This is a genomic window from Streptomyces humicola (assembly GCF_024436035.1).
In the GTDB taxonomy this organism is placed as follows: Bacteria; Actinomycetota; Actinomycetes; order Streptomycetales; family Streptomycetaceae; genus Streptantibioticus_B; species Streptantibioticus_B humicola.
This window is the reverse complement of the sequence record NZ_JANFNG010000008.1, coordinates 84995-108335: the sequence shown is the minus strand read 5'-3', so window position 1 is coordinate 108335 and position 23341 is coordinate 84995. Positions and strand designations below refer to the sequence as shown.

Here is a 23341-nt window from a genome sequence, read left to right as displayed (position 1 = left end):
GACGCGATGGACTTCTCCGGCAAGCACGTCACCGTCGCGGGCATCGGCGTCAGCGGCGTCAGCGCCGCGCGCGCCCTGGCGGGGCTCAGCGCCCGCGTGACGGTGGTCGACGGCGGTGACGGCGAGCGGCAGCGGGAGACCGCGCGCGAGCTGGAGAAGGAGGGGATCGCGGTCCGACTCGGCGACGGCGAGACCCTGCCGGACGGCACCGGCCTGATCGTCACCTCGCCCGGCTGGAAGCCCAGCAGCCCGCTGTTCACGGCCGCTGCGCAGGCGGGCATCGACGTGTGGGGCGATGTGGAGCTCGCCTGGCGGCTGCGCGAGGATGTGGCAGCGGCGCGCAACGCCTCGGTTGAGGGCGCGGGGTCCCCCATGCCGCAGGCCAGGGGCGGGCGGCGGACGGGTGCCGCGCCGTGGCTCGCCGTCACCGGCACCAACGGCAAGACCACCACCGTCCAGATGCTCGCCTCGATCCTCGCCGCCGCGGGTCTGCGCACCGCCGCCGTCGGCAACATCGGGACCCCGATCCTGGACGTGGTGCTCTCCGGCGTCCCGTACGACGTGCTCGCCGTCGAGCTGTCCAGCTACCAGCTGCACTGGGCCCCCTCGGTGCGCGCCCACTCCGCCGCCGTGCTCAACATCGCCCCCGACCACCTCGACTGGCACGGTTCGATGGCCGCGTACGCCGCTGACAAGGGCCGCATCTACCAGGGCAACCGGGTCGCCTGCGTCTACAACACCGCCGACCCCGCCACCGAGGAACTCGTCCGCGCCGCCGACGTGGAGGAGGGCTGCCGCGCGGTCGGCTTCACCCTCGGCGCCCCCGGCCCCTCCGAACTGGGCGTCGTCGAGGGGATTCTCGTCGACAGGGCGTTTGTCGAAAACCGGCAGCGCAACGCCCAGGAGCTCGCCGAGGTCTCCGACGTGACCCCGCCCGCCCCGCACAACATCGCCAACGCGCTGGCCGCCGCCGCGCTCGCCCGTGCGTACGGGGTCGAGCCCAAGGCGGTCCGCGACGGGCTGCGCGCCTTCCGGCCCGACGCCCACCGCATCGCGCACGTCGGCCACGTGGAGGGCGTCGACTACGTCGACGACTCCAAGGCGACCAACACCCATGCCGCCGAGGCGTCGCTCGCCGCGTACGAGCCCATCGTGTGGATCGCGGGCGGCCTTGCCAAGGGCGCCGCCTTCGACGAGATCGTCATCAAATCCGCCAAGCGCCTGCGCGGCGTCGTCCTGATCGGCGCGGACCGGGCTGTGATCGCCGAAGCGCTTCGGCGACACGCGCCCGAGGTCCCTGTCGTCGACCTGGAACGGACCGACACTGGGGCGATGGCCGCGGCGGTCGACGCCGCGCGGGCACTCGCCCGGCCCGGCGACACCGTCCTGCTGGCCCCCGCCTGCGCTTCCATGGACATGTTCGCCAACTACGGCAAGCGCGGCGACGCCTTCGCCGACGCCGTACGCGCCATCGCGGGCCCGCCCGCACCGCAGCAGGGAGAGCAGGACCAACAGCAGGACCACTAGCCGGTCGTCCCCGCGTCGCCGAGGACCCGGCGCGACGCACCGATGGAGGGGAGCGCATGACGGCCGACCGCTCCGCCGCCCGCAGCGGCGAACGCCGGCCCCGGACGGGTGCCGAGCGGATGCGGGTGAGCGACGGACAAGTCATGGCGGGCGGCCGCACCGTGGCGCGGCCGGCCGGACCCGGGATGACGGGGCCCGCTTCCGCACGGACCGCCCGACCGGCGCCGCGCCGTGGCAGCGCACTGCGCGGCGCCCGGACGACGTTCGCCCGCGCCCGCCGGGCCTGGGACCGGCCGCTGACCGCCTACTATCTGATCATCGGCGGCAGCCTGCTGATCATCGTGCTCGGCCTGGTCATGGTCTTTTCCGCCTCACAGATCGAGGCGTTGCAGAACGGACTGCCGTCCACGTTCTTCTTCCGCAAGCAGCTGCTCGCCGCGGCCATCGGTGCCGTACTGCTGGTGGCCGCCGCGAAGATGCCGGTACGGCTGCTTAGATCGCTGGCGTACCCGCTGCTCGCCGGATCGATTTTCCTGATGGTGCTCGTCCAGGTACCGGGGATCGGCAAGACCGTCAACGGCAACCAGAACTGGCTGGTGCTGGGCGGCTCGTTCCAGGTCCAGCCCAGCGAGTTCGGCAAGCTCGCCGTCGTGCTGTGGGGCGCGGACCTGCTGGCACGTAAATACGACAAACGCCTGCTCGCTCAGTGGAAGCACCTGCTCGTGCCGCTGGTGCCGATGGTCTTCCTCATCCTCGGCCTCGTGCTGCTCGGCGGCGACATGGGCACCGCCATCATCCTCGCCGCCATGCTCTTCGGGCTGCTGTGGCTCGCGGGAGCCCCGACGCGACTGTTCGCGGGGGTGCTCGGCGTCGCCGGGGCGGTCGCCGTCGTGCTGATCAAGACCAGTCCGCACCGAATGGGCCGGTTTGCGTGCATCGGCGCTACCGACGTCGGTCCCGACGACCAGTGCTGGCAGGCGGTGCACGGAATCTACGCACTCGCCTCCGGCGGATGGTTCGGCAAGGGGCTCGGCGCAAGTGTGGAAAAATGGGGTCAACTGCCCGAACCGCATACCGACTTCATCTTCGCCGTGACCGGGGAGGAACTCGGCCTCGCGGGGACGCTGTCGGTACTCGGTCTCTTCGCGGCTCTAGGCTATGCGGGTATCCGCGTGGCCGGACGCACGGAGGACCCCTTCGTCAGGTTCGCCGCGGGTGGCGTGACCACCTGGATCACGGCCCAGGCCGTGGTCAACATCGGGTCGGTGCTCGGTCTGCTGCCGATCGCCGGGGTCCCGCTCCCGCTGTTCTCCTACGGGGGGTCGGCCCTGCTGCCGACCATGTTCGCGGTCGGGCTGATGATCTCATTCGCGAGAAACGAGCCTGCGGCGCGAGCGGCGCTGGCGGCGCGGGGGCAGCGTTTTCCGACGGGGGCAATGACTCGGAGCATGAGACGTCTCGTCAAGCGGCGGGCGTCAAGGAAGCGGTGAATTTCGGTGCATGTCGTTCTCGCCGGCGGGGGGACCGCCGGTCACATCGAGCCCGCGCTCGCCCTCGCGGACGCCCTGCGCAGGCAGGACCCGACCGTGGGGATCACGGCACTCGGTACGGAGCGGGGCCTGGAGACCAGGCTCGTCCCGGAGCGCGGCTACGAACTGGCCCTGATCCCCGCCGTCCCCCTGCCCCGCAGGCCCACCCCCGAGCTGATCACCGTCCCGGGACGGCTGCGCGGTACCATCAAGGCGGCCGAGCAGGTCCTGGAGCGCACCAAGGCCTCCTGCGTCGTGGGCTTCGGCGGCTATGTGGCGCTCCCCGGCTATCTCGCCGCCAAGCGGCTCGGCGTGCCGATCGTCGTCCACGAGGCCAACGCCCGGCCCGGCCTGGCCAACAAGATCGGCTCGCGGTACGCGCACGCCGTCGCCGTGTCCACCCCGGACAGCAAGCTGCGCGGCTCCCGCTACATCGGCATCCCGCTGCGGCGCTCCATTGCCACCCTCGACCGCGCTGCCGTGCGCCCCGAGGCGCGCGCCGCATTCGGGCTCGACCCCAACCTGCCGACCCTCCTCGTCTCCGGCGGCTCACAGGGCGCGCGGCGGCTGAACGAGACGATCCAGGCAGTCGCTCCGCGGCTGCAGCAGTCGGGCATCCAGATCCTGCACGCGGTGGGCCCGAAGAACGAGCTGCCCCGGGTGGAGCACATGCCCGGCATGCCCCCGTACATCCCGGTCGGTTACGTGGACCGGATGGACCTCGCCTACGCCGCCGCCGACATGATGCTCTGCCGGGCCGGCGCGATGACGGTGGCCGAACTCTCCGCCGTCGGGCTGCCGGCCGCGTTCGTACCGCTTCCCATCGGCAACGGCGAGCAGCGCCTCAACGCCCAGCCGCTGGTCAAGGCCGGTGGCGGCCTGATCGTCGACGACGCCGAGCTGACCGCGGAGTGGGTGCTCGGCAACGTGCTGCCGGTGCTCACCGATCCGCACCGGCTGTACGAGATGTCCCGCGCCGCCGCGGAATTCGGCCGTCGTGATGCCGATGAACTCCTCGTCGGCATGGTGCACGAGGCTGTCGCCGCCGGCCGGGCAGCATAGGTGAGCGACGCGCGCGAGCAGGCGAAGGGGGTCCCCCGCCGTGAGGCAGGGGGAGGCCGGAGAAGCGGACGGTGAATTCCGCCGACGGAGCGCGGGCAGGCAGCAACCGTAGGAGGGCAGCGTGGCCGGACCGACGACAGTGCAGCGCGGGGACCGCGGCCGCGTCAGGCAGGCGGAGCCACGTGACGTCGGCCGGGTCCGCCGGCGGGGACCGCGGCCGCCGGAGAACGGCCCGGAACGCCGCACGCTGCCCCGGCGCCGCGCCGCCTTGGCGCTCCTGCTCGTCATCGCGGTCGCCGGGTGCGGCTGGCTGCTCTACGGTTCACCCTGGCTGCGCGTTCGCAAGGTCGAGGTGACCGGGGTCCGGGTGCTCACCCAGGACGAGGTGAGGGCGGCGGCGTCGGTGAAGCTCGGCGTCCCGCTGGTCTCCATCGACGCCGGCGCCGTCGAGGCGCGGCTGCGGTTGCGGCTGCCGAGGATCGCGTCGGTGGGCGTGGTGCGCTCCTGGCCCGGCACCATCGCGCTGGAAGTGACCGAGCGAACTCCAAAAGTGGCTCTCAAAAACGGTGGAAACTTCATCGAAGTGGACGCACAGGGTGTCCGTTATGCCACGGACAGCACCGCTCCGCCCGGAGTTCCGCAGGTGGAATTGACCGCGCCGACGACCGGCGCAGGAGTCTCGGAGACCAACCGCTATTTCGGAACGGAGAACCTTCTCCATGCGGCGGTACAGGTCATCGCCGATCTCCCCCAATCGGTACAGAAGCAGACGCAAGCCATCCAAGTGGAATCCTTCGACGGCATCTCGCTGGAACTGTCCGGCGGCCGGACGGTGATGTGGGGCAGCCCGCAGGACGACGCGCAGAAGGCGGCGTCGCTCCTCGCATTGATGAAGGCGGCCGGAGGTGCGAAGCACTTCGACGTGAGCGCCCCCAGTGATCCCGCTTCATCAGGGAGTTAATGCTGCATCAGCGGACTGCGTCGGCGGGTGCTACGGAGGCCCGCCACCCCGGTTCGTCCGCTTCGGGCGTGATCACATAGGGTCAAAAGAAAAGCGGGAGGTTCGGCGTGTTCGTTGAACGCGAACCGCTTGTCGACTTAGTGTCCTGTCCCAAAGGACACGAGGAACAGACATACTGGTAACCCTAAACCTCAGGGTTAGGGTTCGGGTCGGCGTCCGGACCGTCCCATCGGCATCCGTCGGCGCAGCGCGACTTCGCGAGGCGACGACACGTAACTCGAGGCGAGAGGCCTTCGACGTGGCAGCACCGCAGAACTACCTCGCAGTCATCAAGGTCGTCGGTATCGGCGGCGGTGGCGTCAACGCCATCAACCGGATGATCGAGGTCGGGCTCAAGGGCGTCGAGTTCATCGCGATCAACACCGATGCGCAGGCCCTGCTCATGAGCGACGCCGACGTCAAGCTCGACGTCGGCCGCGAACTCACCCGCGGCCTCGGCGCCGGCGCCAATCCCGATGTCGGCCGCAAGGCCGCCGAGGACCACCGCGAGGAGATCGAGGAGGTCCTCAAGGGGGCCGACATGGTCTTCGTCACCGCGGGCGAGGGCGGCGGCACCGGCACCGGCGGCGCACCCGTCGTCGCCAACATCGCCCGTTCGCTGGGCGCGTTGACGATCGGCGTGGTCACCCGGCCGTTCACCTTCGAGGGACGCCGACGCGCCAACCAGGCCGAGGACGGCATCGCGGACCTGCGCGACGAGGTCGACACCCTCATCGTCATCCCCAACGACCGGCTGCTGTCCATCTCGGACCGTCAGGTCAGCGTGCTGGACGCCTTCAAGTCGGCGGACCAGGTGCTGCTCTCCGGTGTCCAGGGCATCACCGACCTCATCACCACACCCGGCCTGATCAACCTGGACTTCGCGGACGTGAAGTCCGTGATGTCGGAGGCCGGTTCGGCGCTGATGGGCATCGGCTCGGCGCGCGGCGACGACCGTGCGGTGGCAGCGGCCGAGATGGCCATCTCCTCGCCGCTGCTGGAGGCGTCGATCGACGGCGCCCGGGGCGTGCTGCTCTCCATCTCCGGCGGCTCCGACCTCGGCTTGTTCGAGATCAACGAGTCCGCCCAGCTGGTGAGCGAGGCCGCGCACCCCGAGGCGAACATCATCTTCGGTGCGGTCATCGACGACGCCCTCGGCGACGAGGTGCGGGTCACCGTCATCGCCGCCGGGTTTGACGGAGGGCAGCCGCCCCCCAAGAACCGCGACAAGGTACTGGGTTCGTACGCCGGGCGCGAGGAGAACCTCTCGGGCAGCGCGGGCGCGACCACCCCGCCGCCCCGGATCGGCAGCCAGCCGGCCGAGCCCGCCCGCCCGTCCTTCGCCGGACTCGGGTCGCTCACGCCCCGGGAGGAGGAGCCGGAGACCACGCCGAGCGCCGAGGCCCCCGCGGCTCCTCTCAGCCCGCCTCACGTGCCGCCGGCCCGTCCGTCGTACCCGGACAGCCAGGCGGAGGAGCTGGACGTACCGGACTTCCTGAAGTAGATCGGCCCCAGAGACCGTAGTGATAGGACACAGACACGACGTCAGCGGCGCCCACTTCGCCTTCACCGACCGGTGGGGCGGGGTGAGCGCCGCTCCGTACGACACGCTCAATCTCGGCGGCGCGGTCGGCGACGACCCGGCCGCCGTGCACACCAACCGGGAACTGGCCGCGAAGGCGCTCGGCCTCGACCCGGCCGCCGTGGTCTGGATGAACCAGGTGCACGGCAACGATGTGGCCGTGGTGGCCGCCCCCTGGGGTGACGGCGAAGTTCCCGCGGTGGACGCCGTCGTCACCACGCGCCGCGGACTCTCCCTCGCCGTGCTGACCGCGGACTGCGTTCCCGTCCTGCTCGCCGATCCGGTTGCCGGGGTGGTCGGCGCGGCGCACGCGGGTCGCCCGGGTCTGGTCAAGGGGGTCGTGCCTGCGGCCGTCGAGGCGATGGCCGGCCTCGGCGCGAGACCCGAACGCATCACCGTCGTCACCGGCCCCGCCGTCTGCGGACACTGCTACGAGGTGCCCGAGGCGATGCGCGAACAGGTCGCCGCTGTCGCCCCCGAGGCCCGGTCGACGACAAGCTGGGGGACCCCGGCGCTGGACGTGGCCGCCGGGGTGCACGGGCAACTCGCCGGGGTCGGGGTGCAGGACGTGACCGGGGCCGGGGTCTGCACCCTGGAGTCGGCGGACCACTTCTCGTACCGCAGGGAGCGCACCACGGGACGGCTCGCCGGTTATGTCTGGCTGGACGTGGACGTGGACGTGGACGTGAGATGACGGAGAGAAAGGCCCAACTGGCCGCGAATCTGGCCCGGGTCGAAGAGCGCATCGCCGCTGCCTGCGAGGCGGCGGGCCGGGAGCGCAAGGATGTGACCCTGATCGTGGTCACCAAGACCTATCCGGCGAGCGATGTGAGGTTTCTCGCGGAACTCGGCGTGCGGGACGTCGCGGAGAACCGCGACCAGGAAGCGAAGCCGAAGGCCGCCGACTGCTCCGACCTCGATCTTCAGTGGCACTTTGTCGGTCAATTGCAGACAAACAAGGTGAGATCCGTGATGGGTTATGCCGATGTGGTGCACTCGGTCGACCGGTTGCGGCTCGTCGAGGCGTTGTCATCGGCCGCGGTGCGGCGGGGACGAGAGATCGGATGCCTGGTCCAGGTCGCGCTTGACGCCCCGTCAGGATCGCTGGGCGGCAGAGGCGGTGCCGCTCCCGCCGATGTGCTCGCGGTCGCCGACGCCGTAGCTCAGGCACCGGGGCTGCGCATTGACGGGCTGATGACGGTAGCGCCACTTGCCGGTGAGTACGCGGGAAATCCACGCGCTGCCTTCGACCGGCTGATGGAAATCTCAACCTCGGTGCGCGAGAGTCATCCTGCTGCAACCATGGTCTCGGCAGGGATGAGTTCGGACCTCGAGGAGGCAGTGTCCGCGGGTGCGACACATGTACGCGTCGGGACTGCGGTGCTCGGAGTCCGTCCCAGGCTCGGGTAACGTCACCAAACAAGTCGGACCACAGCAGAAAATATGGTTAGGCCCGCGGCAGAAGCAGTCAGGCCGCCGGAGCCGACCCCGTGGATCCCCGGCTCCCGGCGGCCCGGTCACCAGGAGCTGATCCACCACAGAGCGGAGGACGCAGAGCATGGCCGGCGCGATGCGCAAGATGGCGGTCTACCTCGGCCTCGTGGAGGACGATGGGTACGACGGCCCGGGGTTCGACCCCGACGACGAGTTCGAGCCCGAGCCGGAACCCGAGCGGGTACGCCGGCAACACCAGCCGCAACAGGAGGAACCGGCGCGAATCGTGCATGCGCCGGCGCCTCGTGAGCCACGGATCGCCCCAGTGGCATCCATCACACCTGAACGCCGCACTCTGGAGAAGAACGCACCGGTGATCATGCCCAAGGTCGTGTCCGAACGGGAGCCCTACCGGATCACGACGCTCCACCCCCGTACGTACAACGAAGCCCGTACGATCGGGGAACACTTCCGTGAGAGCACCCCAGTGATCATGAACTTGACGGAGATGGACGACACGGACGCGAAGCGTCTTGTCGACTTCGCCGCGGGTCTGGTCTTTGGTCTGCACGGCAGCATTGAACGGGTGACGCAGAAGGTCTTCCTGCTGTCGCCTGCTAACGTCGATGTCACGGCGGAGGACAAGGCCCGGATCGCCGAGGGCGGGTTCTTCAACCAGAGCTGAGAAGCTGAGCACAAGCTGAGACCGGAACACCATGCGGAATCGGACCGGCGGGACCGACAGGACCGGCGGAGAGCAGGGAAGAGGGGAGCGCGATGGGCGTCGCACTGCAGGTGCTCTACATCGCGTTGTACTGCTACCTGATCATCCTGATTTTCCGACTTGTCATGGACTACGTCTTCCAGTTCGCACGTTCGTGGCGTCCTGGCAAGGCCATGGTGGTCATTCTCGAAGCCACCTACACTGTCACCGATCCGCCACTCAAGCTTCTGCGGCGGTTCATCCCGCCGCTGCGTCTCGGGGGCGTGGCGCTCGACCTGTCCTTCTTCGTACTGATGATCATCGTCTACATCCTGATCTCCGTCGTGGCCAGGCTGTGAACGATACGGTCTTGCCAATTGCCGACGATCACGTTGAGGTGAAGAGATGCCGCTGACCCCCGAGGACGTTCGTAACAAGCAGTTCACGACCGTCCGCCTCCGCGAAGGCTATGACGAGGACGAGGTCGACGCCTTCCTCGACGAGGTCGAGGCGGAGCTCACCAGGCTGCTGCGGGAGAACGAGGACCTGCGCGCCAAACTCGCCGCCGCCACCCGGGCCGCCGCCCAGAACCAGCAGCAGGGCATGCGCAAGCCGCCCGAGCCGCAGGATCGCCAGGGCGCTCCGGTGCCCGCTGCCATATCCGGACCGCAGCCGGTGCCGCCGCAGCAGCAGATGGGCCCGCCCCAGCTGTCCGGCGCACCTCAGCTGCCGGCCGGGCCGAGCGGACAGCACGGCCCGCAGGGCCCCATGGGCCCCGGTCCGATGGGCCCCGGTCCGATGGGCCCCGGTCCGATGGGCCAGGGGCCGATGGGCGGCCCGATGGGCCAGGGGCATCCGATGCAGCAGGGCGGTCACCCCATGCAGCAGCAGGGCGGCCCGCACGGCGACAGCGCCGCTCGTGTGCTCTCGCTCGCCCAGCAGACCGCCGACCAGGCCATCGCTGAGGCACGTTCCGAGGCGAACAAGATCGTCGGCGAGGCCCGCAGCCGGGCCGAGGGTCTGGAGCGTGACGCCCGTGCGAAGGCGGACGCGCTCGAGCGGGACGCGCAGGAGAAGCACCGCGTGGCGATGGGCTCGCTGGAGTCCGCGCGCGCCACGCTGGAGCGCAAGGTCGAGGACCTGCGCGGTTTCGAGCGCGAGTACCGCACGCGGCTGAAGTCGTACCTGGAGAGCCAGCTGCGCCAGTTGGAGAACCAGGCGGACGACTCGCTTGCACCGCCGCGGACGCCGGCGACCGCGTCGCTGCCGTCCTCGTCCACGATGGGCGGCTCCACGATGGGCAGCGGGCTGGCCGCGGCCGGCGCCGGTGCGGGCGCCATGGGGCACTCGGCCGGGTCCAACCAGACCTACGGCGGCCAGCAGATGGGCGGCCACGGCGGCAACCAGACGTACGGCGGGCAGCAGCAGATGTCGCCGGCGATGACGCAGCCGATGGCGCCGGTGCGGCCACAGGGCCCGCAGCCGCTGCAGCAGGCACCGACGCCGATGCGCGGGTTCCTCATCGACGAGGACGACAACTAGTCCTCGGACGTTCTGCCGGGCTGGGCCCCAGGGGATCGACTCTCCTCGGGGCCCGGCCCGTTGTTGCGCACGGTTGCGCATCGCCGGGAACCCGGAAACGTCGAAGGGGCCGAGGCCCGAAGGCCCCGGCCCCTTCGCTGCGGTTGTCAGCCCTCGGTCTTGCGCAGCCGGAACGTCAAGCCGAGCGCCTCGTCAGTGAAGGGCTCGCCATAGCCGTCGTCCGCCTCGCCTCGGGCGAAGTCCAGGGCCAGCACCTCGTCGGCGATGAGGGCCGCGTGCTCGGTGAGGGCCTCCGCCAGTTCGCCGTCGGCGGTGTCCCACCGCACGGCGATCCGGTCGGCGACGTCGAGGCCGGAGTTCTTGCGGGCCTCCTGGACCAGGCGGATCGCGTCGCGGGCGAGTCCGGCGCGGCGCAGCTCCGGGGTGATCTCCAGGTCCAGGGCCACCGTTGCGCCCGACTCGGAGGCAACGGACCATCCCTCACGCGGGGTTTCGGTGATGATCACCTCATCCGGTGAAAGGGTGATCGTCTCACCGTCGACCTCGACGGTGGCCGTGCCCTCGCGCAGCGCGAGCGAGAGCGCGGCGGCGTCGGCGGCCGCGATGGCCTTCGCCACCGGCTGGGTGCCCTTCCCGAAACGCTTGCCCAGGGCGCGGAAGTTGGCCTTTGCGGTGGTGTCGACGAGCGAACCGTCCACGGAGGAGAGCGGCGCGAGCTCACTGACGTTGAGTTCTTCGGCGATCTGCTCGCGGAGCCCGTCGGGGAGCGTCTCGAATCCGTTCGCCGCGATCAGGGCGCGGGAGAGCGGCTGGCGTGTCTTGACACCGGACTCGGCACGCGTCGCCCGTCCGAGCTCCACCAGGCGCCGGGCCAGCGCCATTTGGGCGGAGAGCGCCGGGTCGATGAGGGACTCGTCGGGCGTGGGCCATGTGGACAAATGGACCGAATCCGGGGCATTCGGGGTGGTCGGCACCACGAGGTCCTGCCAGACGCGTTCGGTGATGAACGGGACGAGCGGCGCGAGCAGTCGCGTCACCGTCTCGATGACGTCGTGCAGGGTGCGCAGCGCCGCCTTGTCGCCCTGCCAGAACCGGCGGCGCGAGCGGCGTACGTACCAGTTGGACAGGTCGTCGACGAACGACGAGAGCGCCTTGCCCGCGCGCTGGGTGTCGAAGCTCTCCAGTGCCTCGGTGACCTGGCGGACGAGCATGTTCACCTCGCCCAGCAGCCACCGGTCGAGCAGCGGCCGCTCGCCGGGCGCGGGATCCGCCGCGGAGGGCGCCCACTGCGAGGTGCGGGCGTACAGCGCCTGGAAGGCGACGGTGTTCCAGTAGGTGAGCAGTGTCTTGCGGACCACTTCCTGGATGGCGCCGTGGCCGACGCGCCGTGCCGCCCAAGGCGAGCCGCCGGCGGCCATGAACCAGCGCACCGCGTCCGCTCCGTGCTGGTCCATGAGCGGGATCGGCTGGAGGATGTTGCCCAGGTGCTTGGACATCTTGCGGCCGTCCTCGGCGAGGATGTGGCCGAGGCAGACGACGTTCTCGTACGAGGACTTGTCGAAGACGAGGGTGCCGACCGCCATGAGCGTGTAGAACCAGCCGCGGGTCTGGTCGATCGCCTCGGAGATGAACTGGGCCGGGTAGCTCTTCTCGAAGACGTCCTTGTTGCGGTACGGGTACCCCCACTGCGCGAAGGGCATCGAACCGGAGTCGTACCAGCCGTCGATGACCTCCGGGACACGCGTCGCCGTGGTCCCGCAGGTGGGACAGGGGAACGTCACGTGGTCGACGTACGGGCGGTGCGGGTCGAGTCCGCTCTGGTCGGAGCCGGTCAGCCCCGAAAGCTCAGCCAGCGAGCCGACGCACGTCAGATGGCCCTCCTCGCAGCGCCAGATCGGCAGCGGGGTGCCCCAGTAGCGGTTCCGCGACAACGCCCAGTCGATGTTGTTGTTGAGCCAGTCGCCGTAGCGGCCGTGCTTGACCGACTCCGGGTACCAGTTGGTCTTCTCGTTCTCTCGGAGCAGCTTGTCCTTGATCGCGGTGGTGCGGATGTACCAGGACGGCTGCGCGTAGTACAGCAGCGCGGTGTGGCAGCGCCAGCAGTGCGGGTAACTGTGCTCGTACGGCACGTGCTTGAAGAGCAGGCCGCGCGCGTCGAGGTCGGCGACGAGCGACTCGTCGGCCTTCTTGAAGAACCGGCCGCCGACGAGCGGGACGTCGGAGGCGAACGTGCCGTCCGGATTGACCGGGTTGACCACCGGGAGGCCGTAGGCGCGGCAGGTCTTGAGGTCGTCCTCACCGAAGGCCGGGGCCTGGTGGACGAGACCGGTGCCGTCCTCGGTGGTGACGTAGTCGGCGTTGACGACGTAGTGGGCGTCCTCGATGGCGACGAGGTCGAAGGGGCGCCGGTAAGTCCAGCGTTCCAGCTCGCGCCCGGTGAACGACTGGCCGGTGGCCGTCCACCCCTCGCCCAGCGCCTTGCCGAGCAGCGGCTCGGCGACGACGAGCTTCTCCTCGCCGTCGGTGGCCACGACGTAGGTCACGTCGGGGTGCGCGGCGACCGCTGTGTTGGAGACCAGGGTCCACGGTGTCGTCGTCCAGACCAGCAGCGACGCCTCGCCTGCGAGCGGCCCCGAGGTGAGCGGGAAGCGGACGAAGACCGAGGGGTCGACCACCGTCTCGTAGCCCTGCGCCAGCTCGTGGTCGGACAGGCCGGTGCCGCACCGCGGGCACCAGGGCGCCACCCGGTGGTCCTGGACGAGCAGGCCCTTGTCGAAGATCTGCTTCAGCGACCACCACACGGACTCGATGTAGTCGGGGTCCATGGTGCGGTAGGCCTGGTCGAGGTCGACCCAGTAGCCCATGCGCCTGGTGAGCTCGGCGAAGGCGTCGGTGTGGCGGGTGACCGATTCGCGGCACTTCGCATTGAACTCGGCGATGCCGTAGGCCTCGATGTCCTGTTTGCCGGTGAAGCCCAGCTCCTTCTCGACCGCGAGCTCGACCGGCAGGCCGTGGCAGTCCCAGCCGGCTTTACGGGTCACATGGTGGCCCTGCATGGTCTTGAAGCGGGGGAAGACGTCCTTGAAGACGCGAGCCTCGATGTGGTGGGCGCCGGGCATGCCGTTAGCGGTCGGCGGACCCTCGTAGAAGACCCACTCCGGCCGGCCCTCGCTCTGCTCGAGGGAACGGGCGAAGACCTTGTTCTCCTGCCAGAACGTGAGCACCTCGTGTTCGAGGGCGGGCAGGTCTACCTGGGCGGGCACCGGTCGGTACTGCGGCATCGGATCGTCCTCCGGCGGAGATGTCACTCGCGTCTTCCGTCGGAGGGACGAGAGCGTCTGCTCCCGCGGTACCACCCTCCTTGGCCGCGGGACGCGCACTGCGTCCACGGCCCCCTCATTGGGGTCGCGATGCCGGTTCTACTCGCCCGTCCCGGGGGACGGGTTTCTTCCGGCGGCTCCGGGGTGATGTTCACGCCGCGCACACCCCCGGGCTCGCACCGTCCCCGGGTCGCTCATGGCTGCGTACGGCGCTACTCGTCCCCTTCCGCGCCTCTCGCTGTGCCCCAGTGTACGGCGAGTCGTGAGCATGCTCTTCCGGGTTTCCGGCCGGAGGAGGGGTTCGGTCGCAATCGAGGAGTGGATGGCAGGCAGCGGGGGAAGTGGTGTCATGACCCGAATGGCGACATGCGGGAACCAGGGGTCCGGTATACGGCGTTACATGGGCGTATCGGATTACACCACGGTGAGCTGGGCACAACGGATGCAGACCTGCCTGACGAGACAGGCCATGGCAGGCCGACCGGGCGGCGTGCCCCGTTGCCGCGGGCTCGGAGTCGATTTATCGTTCCGGCACGATTCGCGCGCAAGGTCACAAAATGTGAAGGGGCCGCGTCCATGGTGGTGAAGAAGACCGCCGCGAAGGCGACGCGGCCGACGCAGAAGGCGTCGGCCGCGGCGAAGAAGGCGGCGTCCGCCCCAAGGGGCTCGAAGAAGGCCACCGCGACCCCGGACTCGCATGCGAAGGCGAAGAAGGCGGCGGCGCCGGCGAAGAAAGCGGCCGCAAAGAAGACCGTGACCAAGAAGGCCGCGACCAAGAAGGCCGCGACCAAGAAGACCGTGGCCACCAAGAAGACGCCGACGACGACAGCCGCGAAGAAGGCGGCGCCGGCGAAGAAGACGGCCGCCAAGAAGACGGCCGCCAAGAAAACGGGGGCCGCGAAGACCGCCGTGAAGTCCGCCGCGAAGAAAACGGCTGCCAAGAGGGCCGCTCCGGCGGCGGGCAAGGGCACCACCTCCACCAGGGCGACGGCCGCGAAGAAGAGCGCGGCCGCGAAGAAGACGGGAGCCAAGACGGTGGTTGCGAAGAAGACAGCGGCCCGCGCGGCCGCGACCGAGGCGTCCGCATTCCCGGCAGCACGTGCCGCCGCGGAGCCCGTCGTCCCCGTGGAGCCCGGGGCCCTCGCCGTACGGCCGGGCGAGGAGCCATGGACGCCCGAGGAGGTCGCGGAGGCGCGCGGCGAGCTGCTCGAGGAGATGGAGCGGCTGCGCAGTGAGATCCACGCTTCCGAGGAGGCCATCTCCGGGCTGATGCGCGACTCCGGCGACGGAGCCGGCGACGACCAGGCGGACGTCGGCACCAAGAACATCTCCCGTGAGCACGAGATGTCCCTCGCCAACAACGCGCGCGAGATGCTGCGACAGACCGAGCACGCGCTGGAACGCCTCGACGTCGGCACCTACGGGCTGTGCGAGTCCTGCGGCAAACCGATCGGCAAGGCGCGGATGCAGGCCTTCCCCAGGGCCACCCTGTGCGTCGAGTGCAAGCAGCGGCAGGAGCGCCGCTGACCGGTCCGGACACCAAGCTCGCTGCGGTGCCGTACGCTCGTTCCCGTCAGGCCAGCCCCTGGCGCGGGACTCGAGGCTGAGGGACTCACGTGACGAAGGCGGAGCGCACCATCGGTACGCCAGGTTTCGAACCTACGCAGGCTGAGGACGAGGAGTCGGAACAGCCTGCCCCACAGGGCAGGCGGAAGATCCCCGTGCTGCTCGCCATCGCGGCGCTCGCGTACGCCCTGGACCTCGCCAGCAAGACCGTTGTGGTGCAGCACCTGGAGAACCATCCGGCGATCCAGGTGCTGGGCACGTATCTGCAGCTGGAGGCGGTGCGCAACTCGGGCGCGGCCTTCGGCATCGGACAGGCGTACACGATCGTCTTCACGCTGATCGCCCTCGCGGTGATCGCGGTGATCGCCCGGCTCGCCCGCAAGCTCTACAGCGTGCCGTGGGCGATCGCGCTCGGCCTGCTGCTCGGCGGTGCGCTCGGCAATCTCACCGACCGGATCTTCCGCTCCCCGGGGATCTTCCGCGGCGAGGTCGTGGACTTCATCGCACCCGCGCACTTCGCCGTCTTCAACCTCGCCGACTCCGCGATCGTCTGCGGCGGCTTCCTGATCGTCTGGCTCTCCTTCCGCGGCCTCGACCCGGACGGCTCGGTAAACCGGGACTAGAGCCTCCGGCATACTCATTCGGGTGAGCACCCTTCCCGAGATCCGCACCCTGCCCGTTCCCGACGGCCTCGAAGGCGAGCGCCTGGACGCCGCCCTCGCCCGCATGTTCGGCTTTTCCCGGACCAAGGCCGCCGAGCTCGCAGCCGAGGGCAAGGTGCTCGTTGACGGCGCTGCCGCGGGGAAGTCCGACCGGGTGCACGGTGGCGCGTGGCTGGAAGTGGAGATGCCCGCCCCCGCGGCGCCGGTGCAGGTCGTCGCCGAGCCTGTCGAGGGCATGGAGATCGTCCACGACGACGAGGACATCGTCGTCGTCGTCAAACCCGTGGGCGTCGCCGCCCATCCCAGCCCCGGCTGGAGCGGCCCCACAGTCATCGGCGGGCTCGCCGCGGCCGGCTTCCGGGTCTCGACCTCCGGCGCCGCCGAGCGCCAGGGCATCGTGCACCGGCTCGACGTCGGCACCTCCGGTCTCATGGTGGTCGCCAAGTCCGAGCTGGCGTACACCGTGCTCAAGCAGCAGTTCCGGGAGCGCACCGTCGACAAGCGCTACCACGCCCTCGTACAGGGCCACCCCGACCCGCTGAGCGGCACCATCGACGCCCCCATCGGCCGCCACCCCACCCACGACTACAAGTGGGCGGTGACCGCCGACGGCAAGCCCAGCGTCACCCACTACGACCTCATCGAGGCGTTCCGCGCCGCCAGCCTGCTCGACATCAAGCTGGAGACGGGCCGCACCCACCAGATCCGGGTCCACATGGCCGCACACCGCCACCCGTGCGTCGGCGACCTCACCTACGGCGCCGACCCGACCCTGGCCAAGCGGCTGAAGCTCACCCGCCAGTGGCTGCACGCCGTGCGCCTAGGCTTCGAGCACCCGGCGGACGGCCGCTGGGTGGAGTTCGTCAGCCCGTACCCGGACGACCTGGAGTTCGCGCTGGAGACGGTGCGCGCGGAGAGCGCGTGACGGGGGAGGAGGGCCACGCCATGGGCGCCAACGAGACGATCATCCTGTTCCACTCCATGTACGGGCTGCGGCCCGCGGTGCACGCTGCGGCCGACCGGCTGCGCGCTGCCGGCCATGAGGTGCACGTCCCCGACCTCTTCGACGGACGCACCGCGCAGACGCCCGAGGAGGGTGTGGCGATCAAGGACGAGATCGGACGTGAAGAGCTGCTGACGCGCGCGGTGAGGGCCGCTGCCCCGCACTTGGGGTCCGCCTCCCCCATGGCCCTCCGGGCAGGGGAGGTGCCCCCTCCGGAGGCCAGGGGGCGACGGGCGGGTCTGGTCTATGCGGGTTTCTCGCTCGGCGGCTCGGTCGCACAGAACCTCGCGCTCGCCGACGAGCGCGCCCGCGGGCTGCTCCTGCTGCACGGCACGTCCGACATCGCCGACGACGCCGCCACCGACATCCCCGTCCAGCTGCATGTCGCCGAGCCCGATCCGTTCGAGCCGGACGACTGGCTGAACGCCTGGTACCTGCGAATGCGGCGGGCCGGGGCCGATGTCGAGGTGCACCGCTATCGCGGCGCCGGCCACCTCTACACCGACCCCGAGCTGCCGGACTGGGACGAGGAGGCCGCGGAACGCACCTGGTCCACGGCCCTGGACTTCCTCGCCGACCTCTAGGCGGCCGCTACTTCGAGCCGATCTGCTGGTTGATGCTCTGTTCCAGCTGAGCGGCCGGCATGATCCCGGTGTTGGTCACCACGTTCAGCTGCTTGCCGTCGAGCTGAGCGGTCGGAGTGCCCTGCACGCCGCTGCTGTTGAAGGAGTCGGACATCTTGCTCGCCCAGCCGCTGTAGGTGCCGTTCTTCACCGCGTTCTGGAACACGGTGTTGCCCTTGAGCGCGGGGACCTGGTCGGCGATGTTCAGCAGGTAGTTGTTGTCGCTGAACTTGTCGGTCTTCTCGTCGGGGTGGTTCTTCGCCGAGTAGATCGCGGTGTGGAACTTGATGAAGGCGTCCGGGCTGACGTTCAGCGCGGCGCCGAGGGCGTTCAGCGCGTTCATCGAGCCGGTGCCGCCCAGGTTGCCGTCGAGGAAGGTGCCGAACGTGTACTGGATCTTGTACTTGCCGGCGTCGGCGCCGGCGAGCACGGCCTGGCCGTCCTGCTGCTCGAACTGCGCGCAGATCGGGCAGCGCGGGTCCTCGAACAGGTGCAGGGTGTGCTTGGCGCTGGCGTTGCCGTAGATCACCGTCGTGCCGTTGGTGCCGGAGGCATTGGCGGGGACGGTCACTGTCTTGGAGCCCCCGGAGCTCGACACCGCAACGGCGACGCCGGCCGCGATCGCGATCACGACGACGACCCCGCCCACTGCGAAGAGCTGGCGGCGCACCTTCTCGCGCTTCGCCTGCTTCGCGCGCTCCGCCTTGAGGCGCTCGCGGGCCGAGGACTTGTTCTCCCAGCTGTTCTTGTTGCTCATGATGATCAAAACTCCGTCAAGGTGGTGGTTGCTTCGCGGATACGTTCCTGTGGCCTAGGCGGTGGCCAGGCAGGGAGGTCCGCGACGTATGACGGAATGCAGCAGGAGCGGGAGCGCCGGCACCGCGGGCGCGGCGCCCGTGCAGCGCGCGGCCGGCCGGGGCGGGACGCCCGCATGGGCACGCACCACCGCGGCCGCCAGGGCGAGCGGCCGGTAGGCGCACGAGGCTGCGGCGCGCAGGAGTCGGTACACCGCGGCCTCACCGCGCCGCAGCCACCAGGAGGCGAGCAGCCCCACGGTGACGTGCGCGCTCAGCAGCAGCCAGGGCAGCGCGCGGTCGGCGGTGACGGGTGCGCCGCCCGCCAGCGGGGTGCCGACCCGTCCGCCGTTGCAGATCAGATCGGCGCCGAAGGAGGCGAGCGGCCCGGTCACGGGACCGCCCGCAGGGCCGTAGCAGGTGTGCTGCCCGGCGGTGAACAGCGTGTCCGCGCACAGCTCCAGAGGTACGAGCAGCGCGGCGATCGGCCGGAACCCGCGCTCGCGCCCGGCGAGCGTGTAGGCGAGCGCGAAGACGGCGACGTAGACGACCGCCACCGTCGTGACCGGGAGGGGCATCCGTGACAGCATCACGTGAGAGGTGCATGACAGGGTCGTGCACACCGCGGCGAACAGCGCGGCGCGCACCTCCCTGAGCTGTGGCGTCCCCTCCATGGGGCAGAGTGTGCCATGTCCTGCTGTAGGCGTCGCCTAAGGATCGGCGGCGATCCCTCGGGCGAGTGCCGAGCACCGCCGCCCTGACCTCGCGATCTATCGGCCATGCCCCTGCCCGGCCGTCGCTGACCTGCGGAAACGCCATGCCGTGCGGCGTGCGTCGGATGGCGGCGACCGGGGCGCCCGCAGCGGTAGGGTCAATCTGTCGCGCTCTTCGATTGACCGTTCTCGCTACGGAAGGCCCGCCTGGTGACCAAGCAGCCGTTCACGCACCTGCACGTTCACACCCAGTACTCGCTGCTGGACGGTGCCGCACGGTTGAAGGACATGTTCGAGGCATGCCAGGAGATGGGCATGTCGCACATCGCCATGACCGACCATGGCAACCTCCACGGCGCGTACGACTTCTTCCATCAGGCGAAGAGCGCCGGCGTCACGCCGATCATCGGGATCGAGGCCTACGTGGCCCCCGAGTCGCGGCGCAACAAGCGCAAGGTCACCTGGGGCCAGCCGCACCAGAAGCGGGATGACGTCTCCGCGAGCGGTTCGTATCTGCACAAGACCATCTGGGCCGCCGACAAGACGGGCCTGCACAACCTCTTCCGGCTCTCCTCAGACGCGTACACCGAGGGCTGGCTCATCAAGTGGCCGCGCATGGACAAGGAGTCCATCGCCCAGTGGTCGCAAGGGCTGATCGCCTCCACCGGCTGCCCCTCGGGAGAGGTGCAGACGCGGCTGCGGCTGGGCCAGTTCGACGATGCGCTGAAGGCGGCCGCCGAGTACCAGGACATCTTCGGCAAGGACCGCTACTTCCTGGAGCTGATGGACCACGGCATCGAGATCGAGCGCCGGGTCCGTGAGGGCCTGCTGGAGATCGGAAAGAAGCTCGGCATCCCGCCGATCGTCACCAACGACTCGCACTACACGTATGCCGGCGAGGCCGACTCGCACGACGCGCTGCTGTGCATCCAGACCGGCAAGAACATCTCCGACCCCGACCGCTTCCGCTTCGACGGCACCGGCTACTACCTGAAGTCGGCGGAGGAGATGTACGCCATCGACTCCTCCGACGCCTGGCAGCAGGGGTGCGCCAACACCCGGCTCGTCGCCGAGCAGATCGACACGACCGGCTGGTTCGAACCGAAGAACCTTATGCCGCGCTTCGACGTGCCCGAGGGCTACACCGAGGTCAGCTGGTTCCAGGAGGAGGTGCGGCGCGGCATGGCCCGCCGCTACCCGGGCGGTGTCCCCGAGGACCGGCAGAAGCAGGCCGAGTACGAGATGGACATCATCATCCAGATGGGGTTCCCCGGCTACTTCCTGGTGGTCGCGGACTTCATCATGTGGGCGAAGAACAACGGCATCGCCGTGGGCCCGGGCCGTGGCTCGGCGGCGGGCTCGATCGTCGCCTACGCGATGGGCATCACCGACCTCGACCCGATCGACCACGGCCTGATCTTCGAGCGGTTCCTCAATCCCGAGCGCGTCTCCATGCCCGATGTCGACATCGACTTCGACGAACGCCGGCGCGGCGAGGTGATCCGCTACGTCACCGAGAAGTACGGCGCCGACAAGGTCGCGATGATCGGCACCTACGGCACCATCAAGGCGAAGGCCGCGATCAAGGACATGTCGCGGGTGCTCGGCTATCCGTATGCGGTCGGCGACCGGCTCACCAAGGCGATGCCCGCCGACGTGCTCGGCAAGGGCATCCCGCTCTCCGGCATCACCGACCCCAGCCACCCCCGCTACAGCGAGGCGGGCGAGATCCGGTCGATCTACGAGAACGAGCCGGACGCCAAGAAGATCATCGACGGTGCCCGGGGGATCGAGGGCCTGGTCCGGCAGATGGGCATGCACGCCGCTGGTGTGATCATGTCCAGCGAGACCATCACCGACCACGTGCCGATCTTCCAGCCGAAGAACGACGGCGTGAAGGTCACGCAGTGGGACTACCCGAGCTGTGAGTCGCTCGGCCTGCTGAAGATGGACTTCCTCGGCCTGCGCAACCTGACGATCATGGATGACGCGGTCAAGCTCATCAAGGCCAACAAGGGCATCGACATCGAGCTGCTCTCGCTGCCGCTCGACGACCCCAAGACCTATGAGCTGCTGTGCCGCGGTGACACGCTCGGTGTCTTCCAGTTCGACGGCGGCCCCATGCGCTCGCTGCTGCGCATGATGAAGCCCGACAACTTCGAGGACATCTCCGCGGTCTCGGCCCTCTACCGGCCGGGCCCGATGGGCATGAACTCGCACATCAACTACGCGCTGCGAAAGAACGGCCAGCAGGAGATCACCCCGATCCACCCGGAGCTGGAGGAGCCCCTCAAAGAGGTCCTGGACATCACCTACGGCCTGATCGTGTATCAGGAGCAGGTGCAGAAGGCCGCACAGGTGCTCGCCGGCTACACGCTCGGCCAGGCCGACCTGCTGCGCCGCGCCATGGGCAAGAAGAAGAAGGAAGTCCTCGACAAGGAGTTCATCCCGTTCCAGAAGGGCATGCGGGATCGCGGCTACTCCGACGAGGCGATCCAGGCGGTCTGGGACGTGCTCGTGCCGTTCGCCGGATACGCCTTCAACAAGGCCCACTCCTCCGCGTACGGCCTCGTCACGTACTGGACGGCGTACCTGAAGGCGAACTACCCGGCCGAATACATGTCCGCACTGCTCACCTCGGTGCGCGACGACAAGGACAAGTCGGCGATCTACCTCAACGAGTGCCGGCGGATGGGCATCAAGGTGCTGCCGCCCAACGTCAACGAGTCGGACGCCAACTTCACCGCCCAGGGCGACGAGGTGATCCTCTTCGGCCTCACGGCGGTGCGCAACGTCGGCCAGAACGTGGTCGATTCGATCATCCGCTGCCGCAAGTCCAAGGGGAAGTACACCTCCTTCCCCGACTTCCTCGACAAGGTCGAGGCGGTGGTCTGCAACAAGCGGACCGTCGAATCGCTCATCAAGGCGGGCGCGTTCGACGAGATGGGTCACACCCGGCGCGGCCTGACCGAGCACTACGAGTCCATGATCGACAACGTGGTGCAGATCAAGCGCAAGGAGGCCGAGGGCCAGTTCGACCTCTTCGGCGGCATGGGCGACGACGACGGCAAGGACGAACCGGGGTTCGGGCTCGACGTCACCTTCTCCGACATCGAGTGGGAGAAGGCCTATCTGCTCGCGCAGGAGCGCGAGATGCTCGGCCTGTACGTCTCCGACCACCCGCTTTTCGGCATCGAGCATGTGCTGAACGACAAGACGGACGCCGCCATCGGCCAGCTCACCAGCGGTGATTACGCCGACGGTGCGATCGTGACGATCGGCGGCATCATCTCCGGACTGCAGCGGAAGATGACCAAGCAGGGCAACGCCTGGGCCATCGCCACCGTCGAGGACCTCGCCGGATCCATCGACTGCATGTTCTTCCCCGCCACCTATCAGCTGGTCTCCACCCAGTTGGTCGACGACGCGGTGGTCTTCGTCAAGGGCCGCCTGGACAAGCGTGAGGACGTGCCGAGGCTGGTCGCGATGGAGCTGATGGTCCCCGACCTGTCCGAGGCGTCCGTCAACGCACCGGTGACCATCTCCATCCCGACGGTGAAGGTGACTCCGCCGCTGGTGGCGCGGCTGGGCGAGGTGCTGGCCAGCCACAAGGGCAGTACGGAGGTACGGGTACGGCTCCAGGGCGCCCGCAAGACCACCGTGCTCCGCCTCGACCGGCACCGGGTCGACCCCGACCCCGCTCTCTTCGGCGACCTGAAGGAGCTGCTCGGCCCCGCCTGCCTCGGCGCCGCCGACCGGGCGAGCTGACGCGCGAGGGGGCGCGCCCTCGACCGTTGCGGGCGCGCCCCCACGACTGCCGTGTGAAAACGGTCAGTTGTGGCCGAGTCTCTTCTGCTTCTTGCGCGACATATTCGGCGCATCGGCCGACAGAACGTCCTGCTGCGGCTCCGCGGAAGCGGCCTTGACCTGCTCCTGGCCGCGCATCTCGGCGCTGCGGTTCTCGATCGGCTGCTGCTGACGGCGTTCCTGCTTCTGGTTCTTGTTCTTGGCCATGATCGTGCCTCCTGTTGGATCTCGGACGATGGCCTGTGGGGCGCTTTCGCGGGGACGACCCCCTGCTTGCGCGAACTCAGACTTGCACGACGGAACGAAAGTCGCATTTCGGTCGTTCGATGGGCATACGACGGGTAGTGGCTCGCCGTATGGGCTGACTCCGCCGGCGTGCGACACCTCGTCCGCCACGCCGATGATCGGGTTCGGCTTACATCCCCCGGCGGGTCGGGCAGACTCAAGGAATAGCTGCCGGGGGCGACCGGACGT

19 protein-coding genes are annotated in these 23341 nt (G+C 69.3%); 15 read left to right on the top strand and 4 right to left on the bottom strand.

Annotation, left to right across the window (positions count from 1 at the left end; all coding sequences use genetic code 11):
- Positions 1 to 6: 6 nt before the first annotated feature.
- The 10 genes from murD (at position 7) to NGB36_RS13180 (ending at position 10379) form a co-directional block, all read left to right on the top strand.
- Positions 7 to 1527, top strand: a complete 1521-nt coding sequence (murD, locus tag NGB36_RS13225) for a UDP-N-acetylmuramoyl-L-alanine--D-glutamate ligase (protein ID WP_255920538.1) — start codon at positions 7 to 9, stop codon at positions 1525 to 1527.
- A 56-nt stretch (positions 1528 to 1583) separates the two neighbouring features.
- Positions 1584 to 3017, top strand: a complete 1434-nt coding sequence (ftsW, locus tag NGB36_RS13220) for a putative lipid II flippase FtsW (protein WP_255920423.1) — start codon at positions 1584 to 1586, stop codon at positions 3015 to 3017.
- Positions 3018 to 3023: 6 nt separating this feature from the next.
- Complete coding sequence (murG, locus tag NGB36_RS13215; RefSeq protein ID WP_255920422.1) at positions 3024 to 4118, top strand: undecaprenyldiphospho-muramoylpentapeptide beta-N-acetylglucosaminyltransferase; 1095 nt, start codon at positions 3024 to 3026, stop codon at positions 4116 to 4118.
- Positions 4119 to 4239: 121 nt separating this feature from the next.
- Entirely contained in the window at positions 4240 to 5079 is an 840-nt protein-coding gene (locus tag NGB36_RS13210; RefSeq protein ID WP_255920421.1) for a cell division protein FtsQ/DivIB, read from the top strand.
- A 298-nt stretch (positions 5080 to 5377) separates the two neighbouring features.
- Positions 5378 to 6622: a cell division protein FtsZ gene (gene ftsZ / locus NGB36_RS13205; RefSeq protein ID WP_255920420.1), complete on the top strand. Its 1245-nt coding sequence runs from the start codon at positions 5378 to 5380 to the stop codon at positions 6620 to 6622.
- 19 nt (positions 6623 to 6641) lie between these two features.
- Entirely contained in the window at positions 6642 to 7394 is a 753-nt protein-coding gene (pgeF, locus tag NGB36_RS13200; RefSeq protein ID WP_255920419.1) for a peptidoglycan editing factor PgeF, read from the top strand.
- Positions 7391 to 8110: a YggS family pyridoxal phosphate-dependent enzyme gene (locus NGB36_RS13195; RefSeq protein ID WP_255920418.1), complete on the top strand. Its 720-nt coding sequence runs from the start codon at positions 7391 to 7393 to the stop codon at positions 8108 to 8110. Before pgeF ends, NGB36_RS13195 begins: the two co-directional genes overlap by 4 nt.
- 148 nt (positions 8111 to 8258) lie before the next feature.
- The gene (locus NGB36_RS13190; RefSeq protein WP_255920417.1) at positions 8259 to 8819 is read left to right on the top strand and encodes a cell division protein SepF; all 561 of its coding nucleotides are present in this window, start codon (positions 8259 to 8261) and stop codon (positions 8817 to 8819) included.
- 92 nt (positions 8820 to 8911) lie between these two features.
- Positions 8912 to 9196 carry a YggT family protein gene (locus NGB36_RS13185; protein ID WP_255920416.1) on the top strand — a complete coding sequence of 95 codons (285 nt, stop codon included), beginning with the start codon at positions 8912 to 8914 and terminating at the stop codon, positions 9194 to 9196.
- A 46-nt stretch (positions 9197 to 9242) separates the two neighbouring features.
- Complete coding sequence (locus tag NGB36_RS13180; RefSeq protein WP_255920415.1) at positions 9243 to 10379, top strand: DivIVA domain-containing protein; 1137 nt, start codon at positions 9243 to 9245, stop codon at positions 10377 to 10379.
- A gap of 146 nt (positions 10380 to 10525) precedes the next feature.
- On the opposite strand, the gene ileS is transcribed toward NGB36_RS13180, so the two are convergent.
- Positions 10526 to 13660 carry an isoleucine--tRNA ligase gene (gene ileS, locus NGB36_RS13175; protein WP_255920414.1) on the bottom strand — a complete coding sequence of 1045 codons (3135 nt, stop codon included), beginning with the start codon at positions 13658 to 13660 and terminating at the stop codon, positions 10526 to 10528.
- A 615-nt stretch (positions 13661 to 14275) separates the two neighbouring features.
- Between ileS and NGB36_RS13170 the strand changes: the two genes are divergently transcribed.
- From NGB36_RS13170 to NGB36_RS13155, 4 genes are all read left to right on the top strand, one after another.
- A complete protein-coding gene (locus tag NGB36_RS13170; RefSeq protein ID WP_255920413.1) occupies positions 14276 to 15226 on the top strand; it encodes a TraR/DksA family transcriptional regulator in 951 nt (316 codons plus the stop codon).
- A gap of 89 nt (positions 15227 to 15315) precedes the next feature.
- Positions 15316 to 15888 (top strand): signal peptidase II, encoded by a 573-nt coding sequence (gene lspA, locus NGB36_RS13165; protein ID WP_255920412.1) that lies wholly within the window; start codon positions 15316 to 15318, stop codon positions 15886 to 15888.
- Between the two features lie 22 nt (positions 15889 to 15910).
- Positions 15911 to 16852 carry an RluA family pseudouridine synthase gene (locus tag NGB36_RS13160; protein ID WP_255920411.1) on the top strand — a complete coding sequence of 314 codons (942 nt, stop codon included), beginning with the start codon at positions 15911 to 15913 and terminating at the stop codon, positions 16850 to 16852.
- A gap of 20 nt (positions 16853 to 16872) precedes the next feature.
- Positions 16873 to 17514, top strand: coding sequence for a dienelactone hydrolase family protein (locus NGB36_RS13155; RefSeq protein WP_255920537.1), 642 nt, complete (start codon positions 16873 to 16875; stop codon positions 17512 to 17514).
- A 7-nt stretch (positions 17515 to 17521) separates the two neighbouring features.
- On the opposite strand, the gene NGB36_RS13150 is transcribed toward NGB36_RS13155, so the two are convergent.
- Together NGB36_RS13150 and NGB36_RS13145 are read right to left on the bottom strand one after the other, a co-directional pair.
- On the bottom strand, positions 17522 to 18310 hold the full coding sequence (locus NGB36_RS13150) for a thioredoxin domain-containing protein (RefSeq protein ID WP_255920410.1): 789 nt from the start codon (positions 18308 to 18310) through the stop codon (positions 17522 to 17524).
- A 54-nt stretch (positions 18311 to 18364) separates the two neighbouring features.
- The gene (locus tag NGB36_RS13145) at positions 18365 to 19021 is read right to left on the bottom strand and encodes a hypothetical protein (RefSeq protein WP_255920409.1); all 657 of its coding nucleotides are present in this window, start codon (positions 19019 to 19021) and stop codon (positions 18365 to 18367) included.
- A gap of 249 nt (positions 19022 to 19270) precedes the next feature.
- Between NGB36_RS13145 and dnaE the strand changes: the two genes are divergently transcribed.
- A complete protein-coding gene (gene dnaE, locus NGB36_RS13140; RefSeq protein WP_255920408.1) occupies positions 19271 to 22828 on the top strand; it encodes a DNA polymerase III subunit alpha in 3558 nt (1185 codons plus the stop codon).
- Positions 22829 to 22891: 63 nt separating this feature from the next.
- Here the strand turns inward: dnaE and NGB36_RS13135 are convergent, their stop codons facing one another.
- Complete coding sequence (locus tag NGB36_RS13135) at positions 22892 to 23074, bottom strand: hypothetical protein (RefSeq protein WP_255920407.1); 183 nt, start codon at positions 23072 to 23074, stop codon at positions 22892 to 22894.
- Between the last annotated feature and the right edge of the window lie 267 nt (positions 23075 to 23341).

Coding starts and splice junctions, on each gene's coding strand:
- murD (WP_255920538.1), top strand. CDS start 7: ATGGACTTCTCCGGCAAGCACGTCACCGTCGCGGGCATCGGCGTCAGC.
- NGB36_RS13195 (WP_255920418.1), top strand. CDS start 7,391: ATGACGGAGAGAAAGGCCCAACTGGCCGCGAATCTGGCCCGGGTCGAA.
- ftsW (WP_255920423.1), top strand. CDS start 1,584: ATGACGGCCGACCGCTCCGCCGCCCGCAGCGGCGAACGCCGGCCCCGG.
- NGB36_RS13150 (WP_255920410.1), bottom strand. CDS start 18,310: ATGAGCAACAAGAACAGCTGGGAGAACAAGTCCTCGGCCCGCGAGCGC.
- NGB36_RS13155 (WP_255920537.1), top strand. CDS start 16,873: ATGGGCGCCAACGAGACGATCATCCTGTTCCACTCCATGTACGGGCTG.
- NGB36_RS13180 (WP_255920415.1), top strand. CDS start 9,243: ATGCCGCTGACCCCCGAGGACGTTCGTAACAAGCAGTTCACGACCGTC.
- NGB36_RS13190 (WP_255920417.1), top strand. CDS start 8,259: ATGGCCGGCGCGATGCGCAAGATGGCGGTCTACCTCGGCCTCGTGGAG.
- NGB36_RS13185 (WP_255920416.1), top strand. CDS start 8,912: ATGGGCGTCGCACTGCAGGTGCTCTACATCGCGTTGTACTGCTACCTG.
- NGB36_RS13170 (WP_255920413.1), top strand. CDS start 14,276: ATGGTGGTGAAGAAGACCGCCGCGAAGGCGACGCGGCCGACGCAGAAG.
- NGB36_RS13145 (WP_255920409.1), bottom strand. CDS start 19,021: ATGGAGGGGACGCCACAGCTCAGGGAGGTGCGCGCCGCGCTGTTCGCC.
- ileS (WP_255920414.1), bottom strand. CDS start 13,660: ATGCCGCAGTACCGACCGGTGCCCGCCCAGGTAGACCTGCCCGCCCTC.
- NGB36_RS13135 (WP_255920407.1), bottom strand. CDS start 23,074: ATGGCCAAGAACAAGAACCAGAAGCAGGAACGCCGTCAGCAGCAGCCG.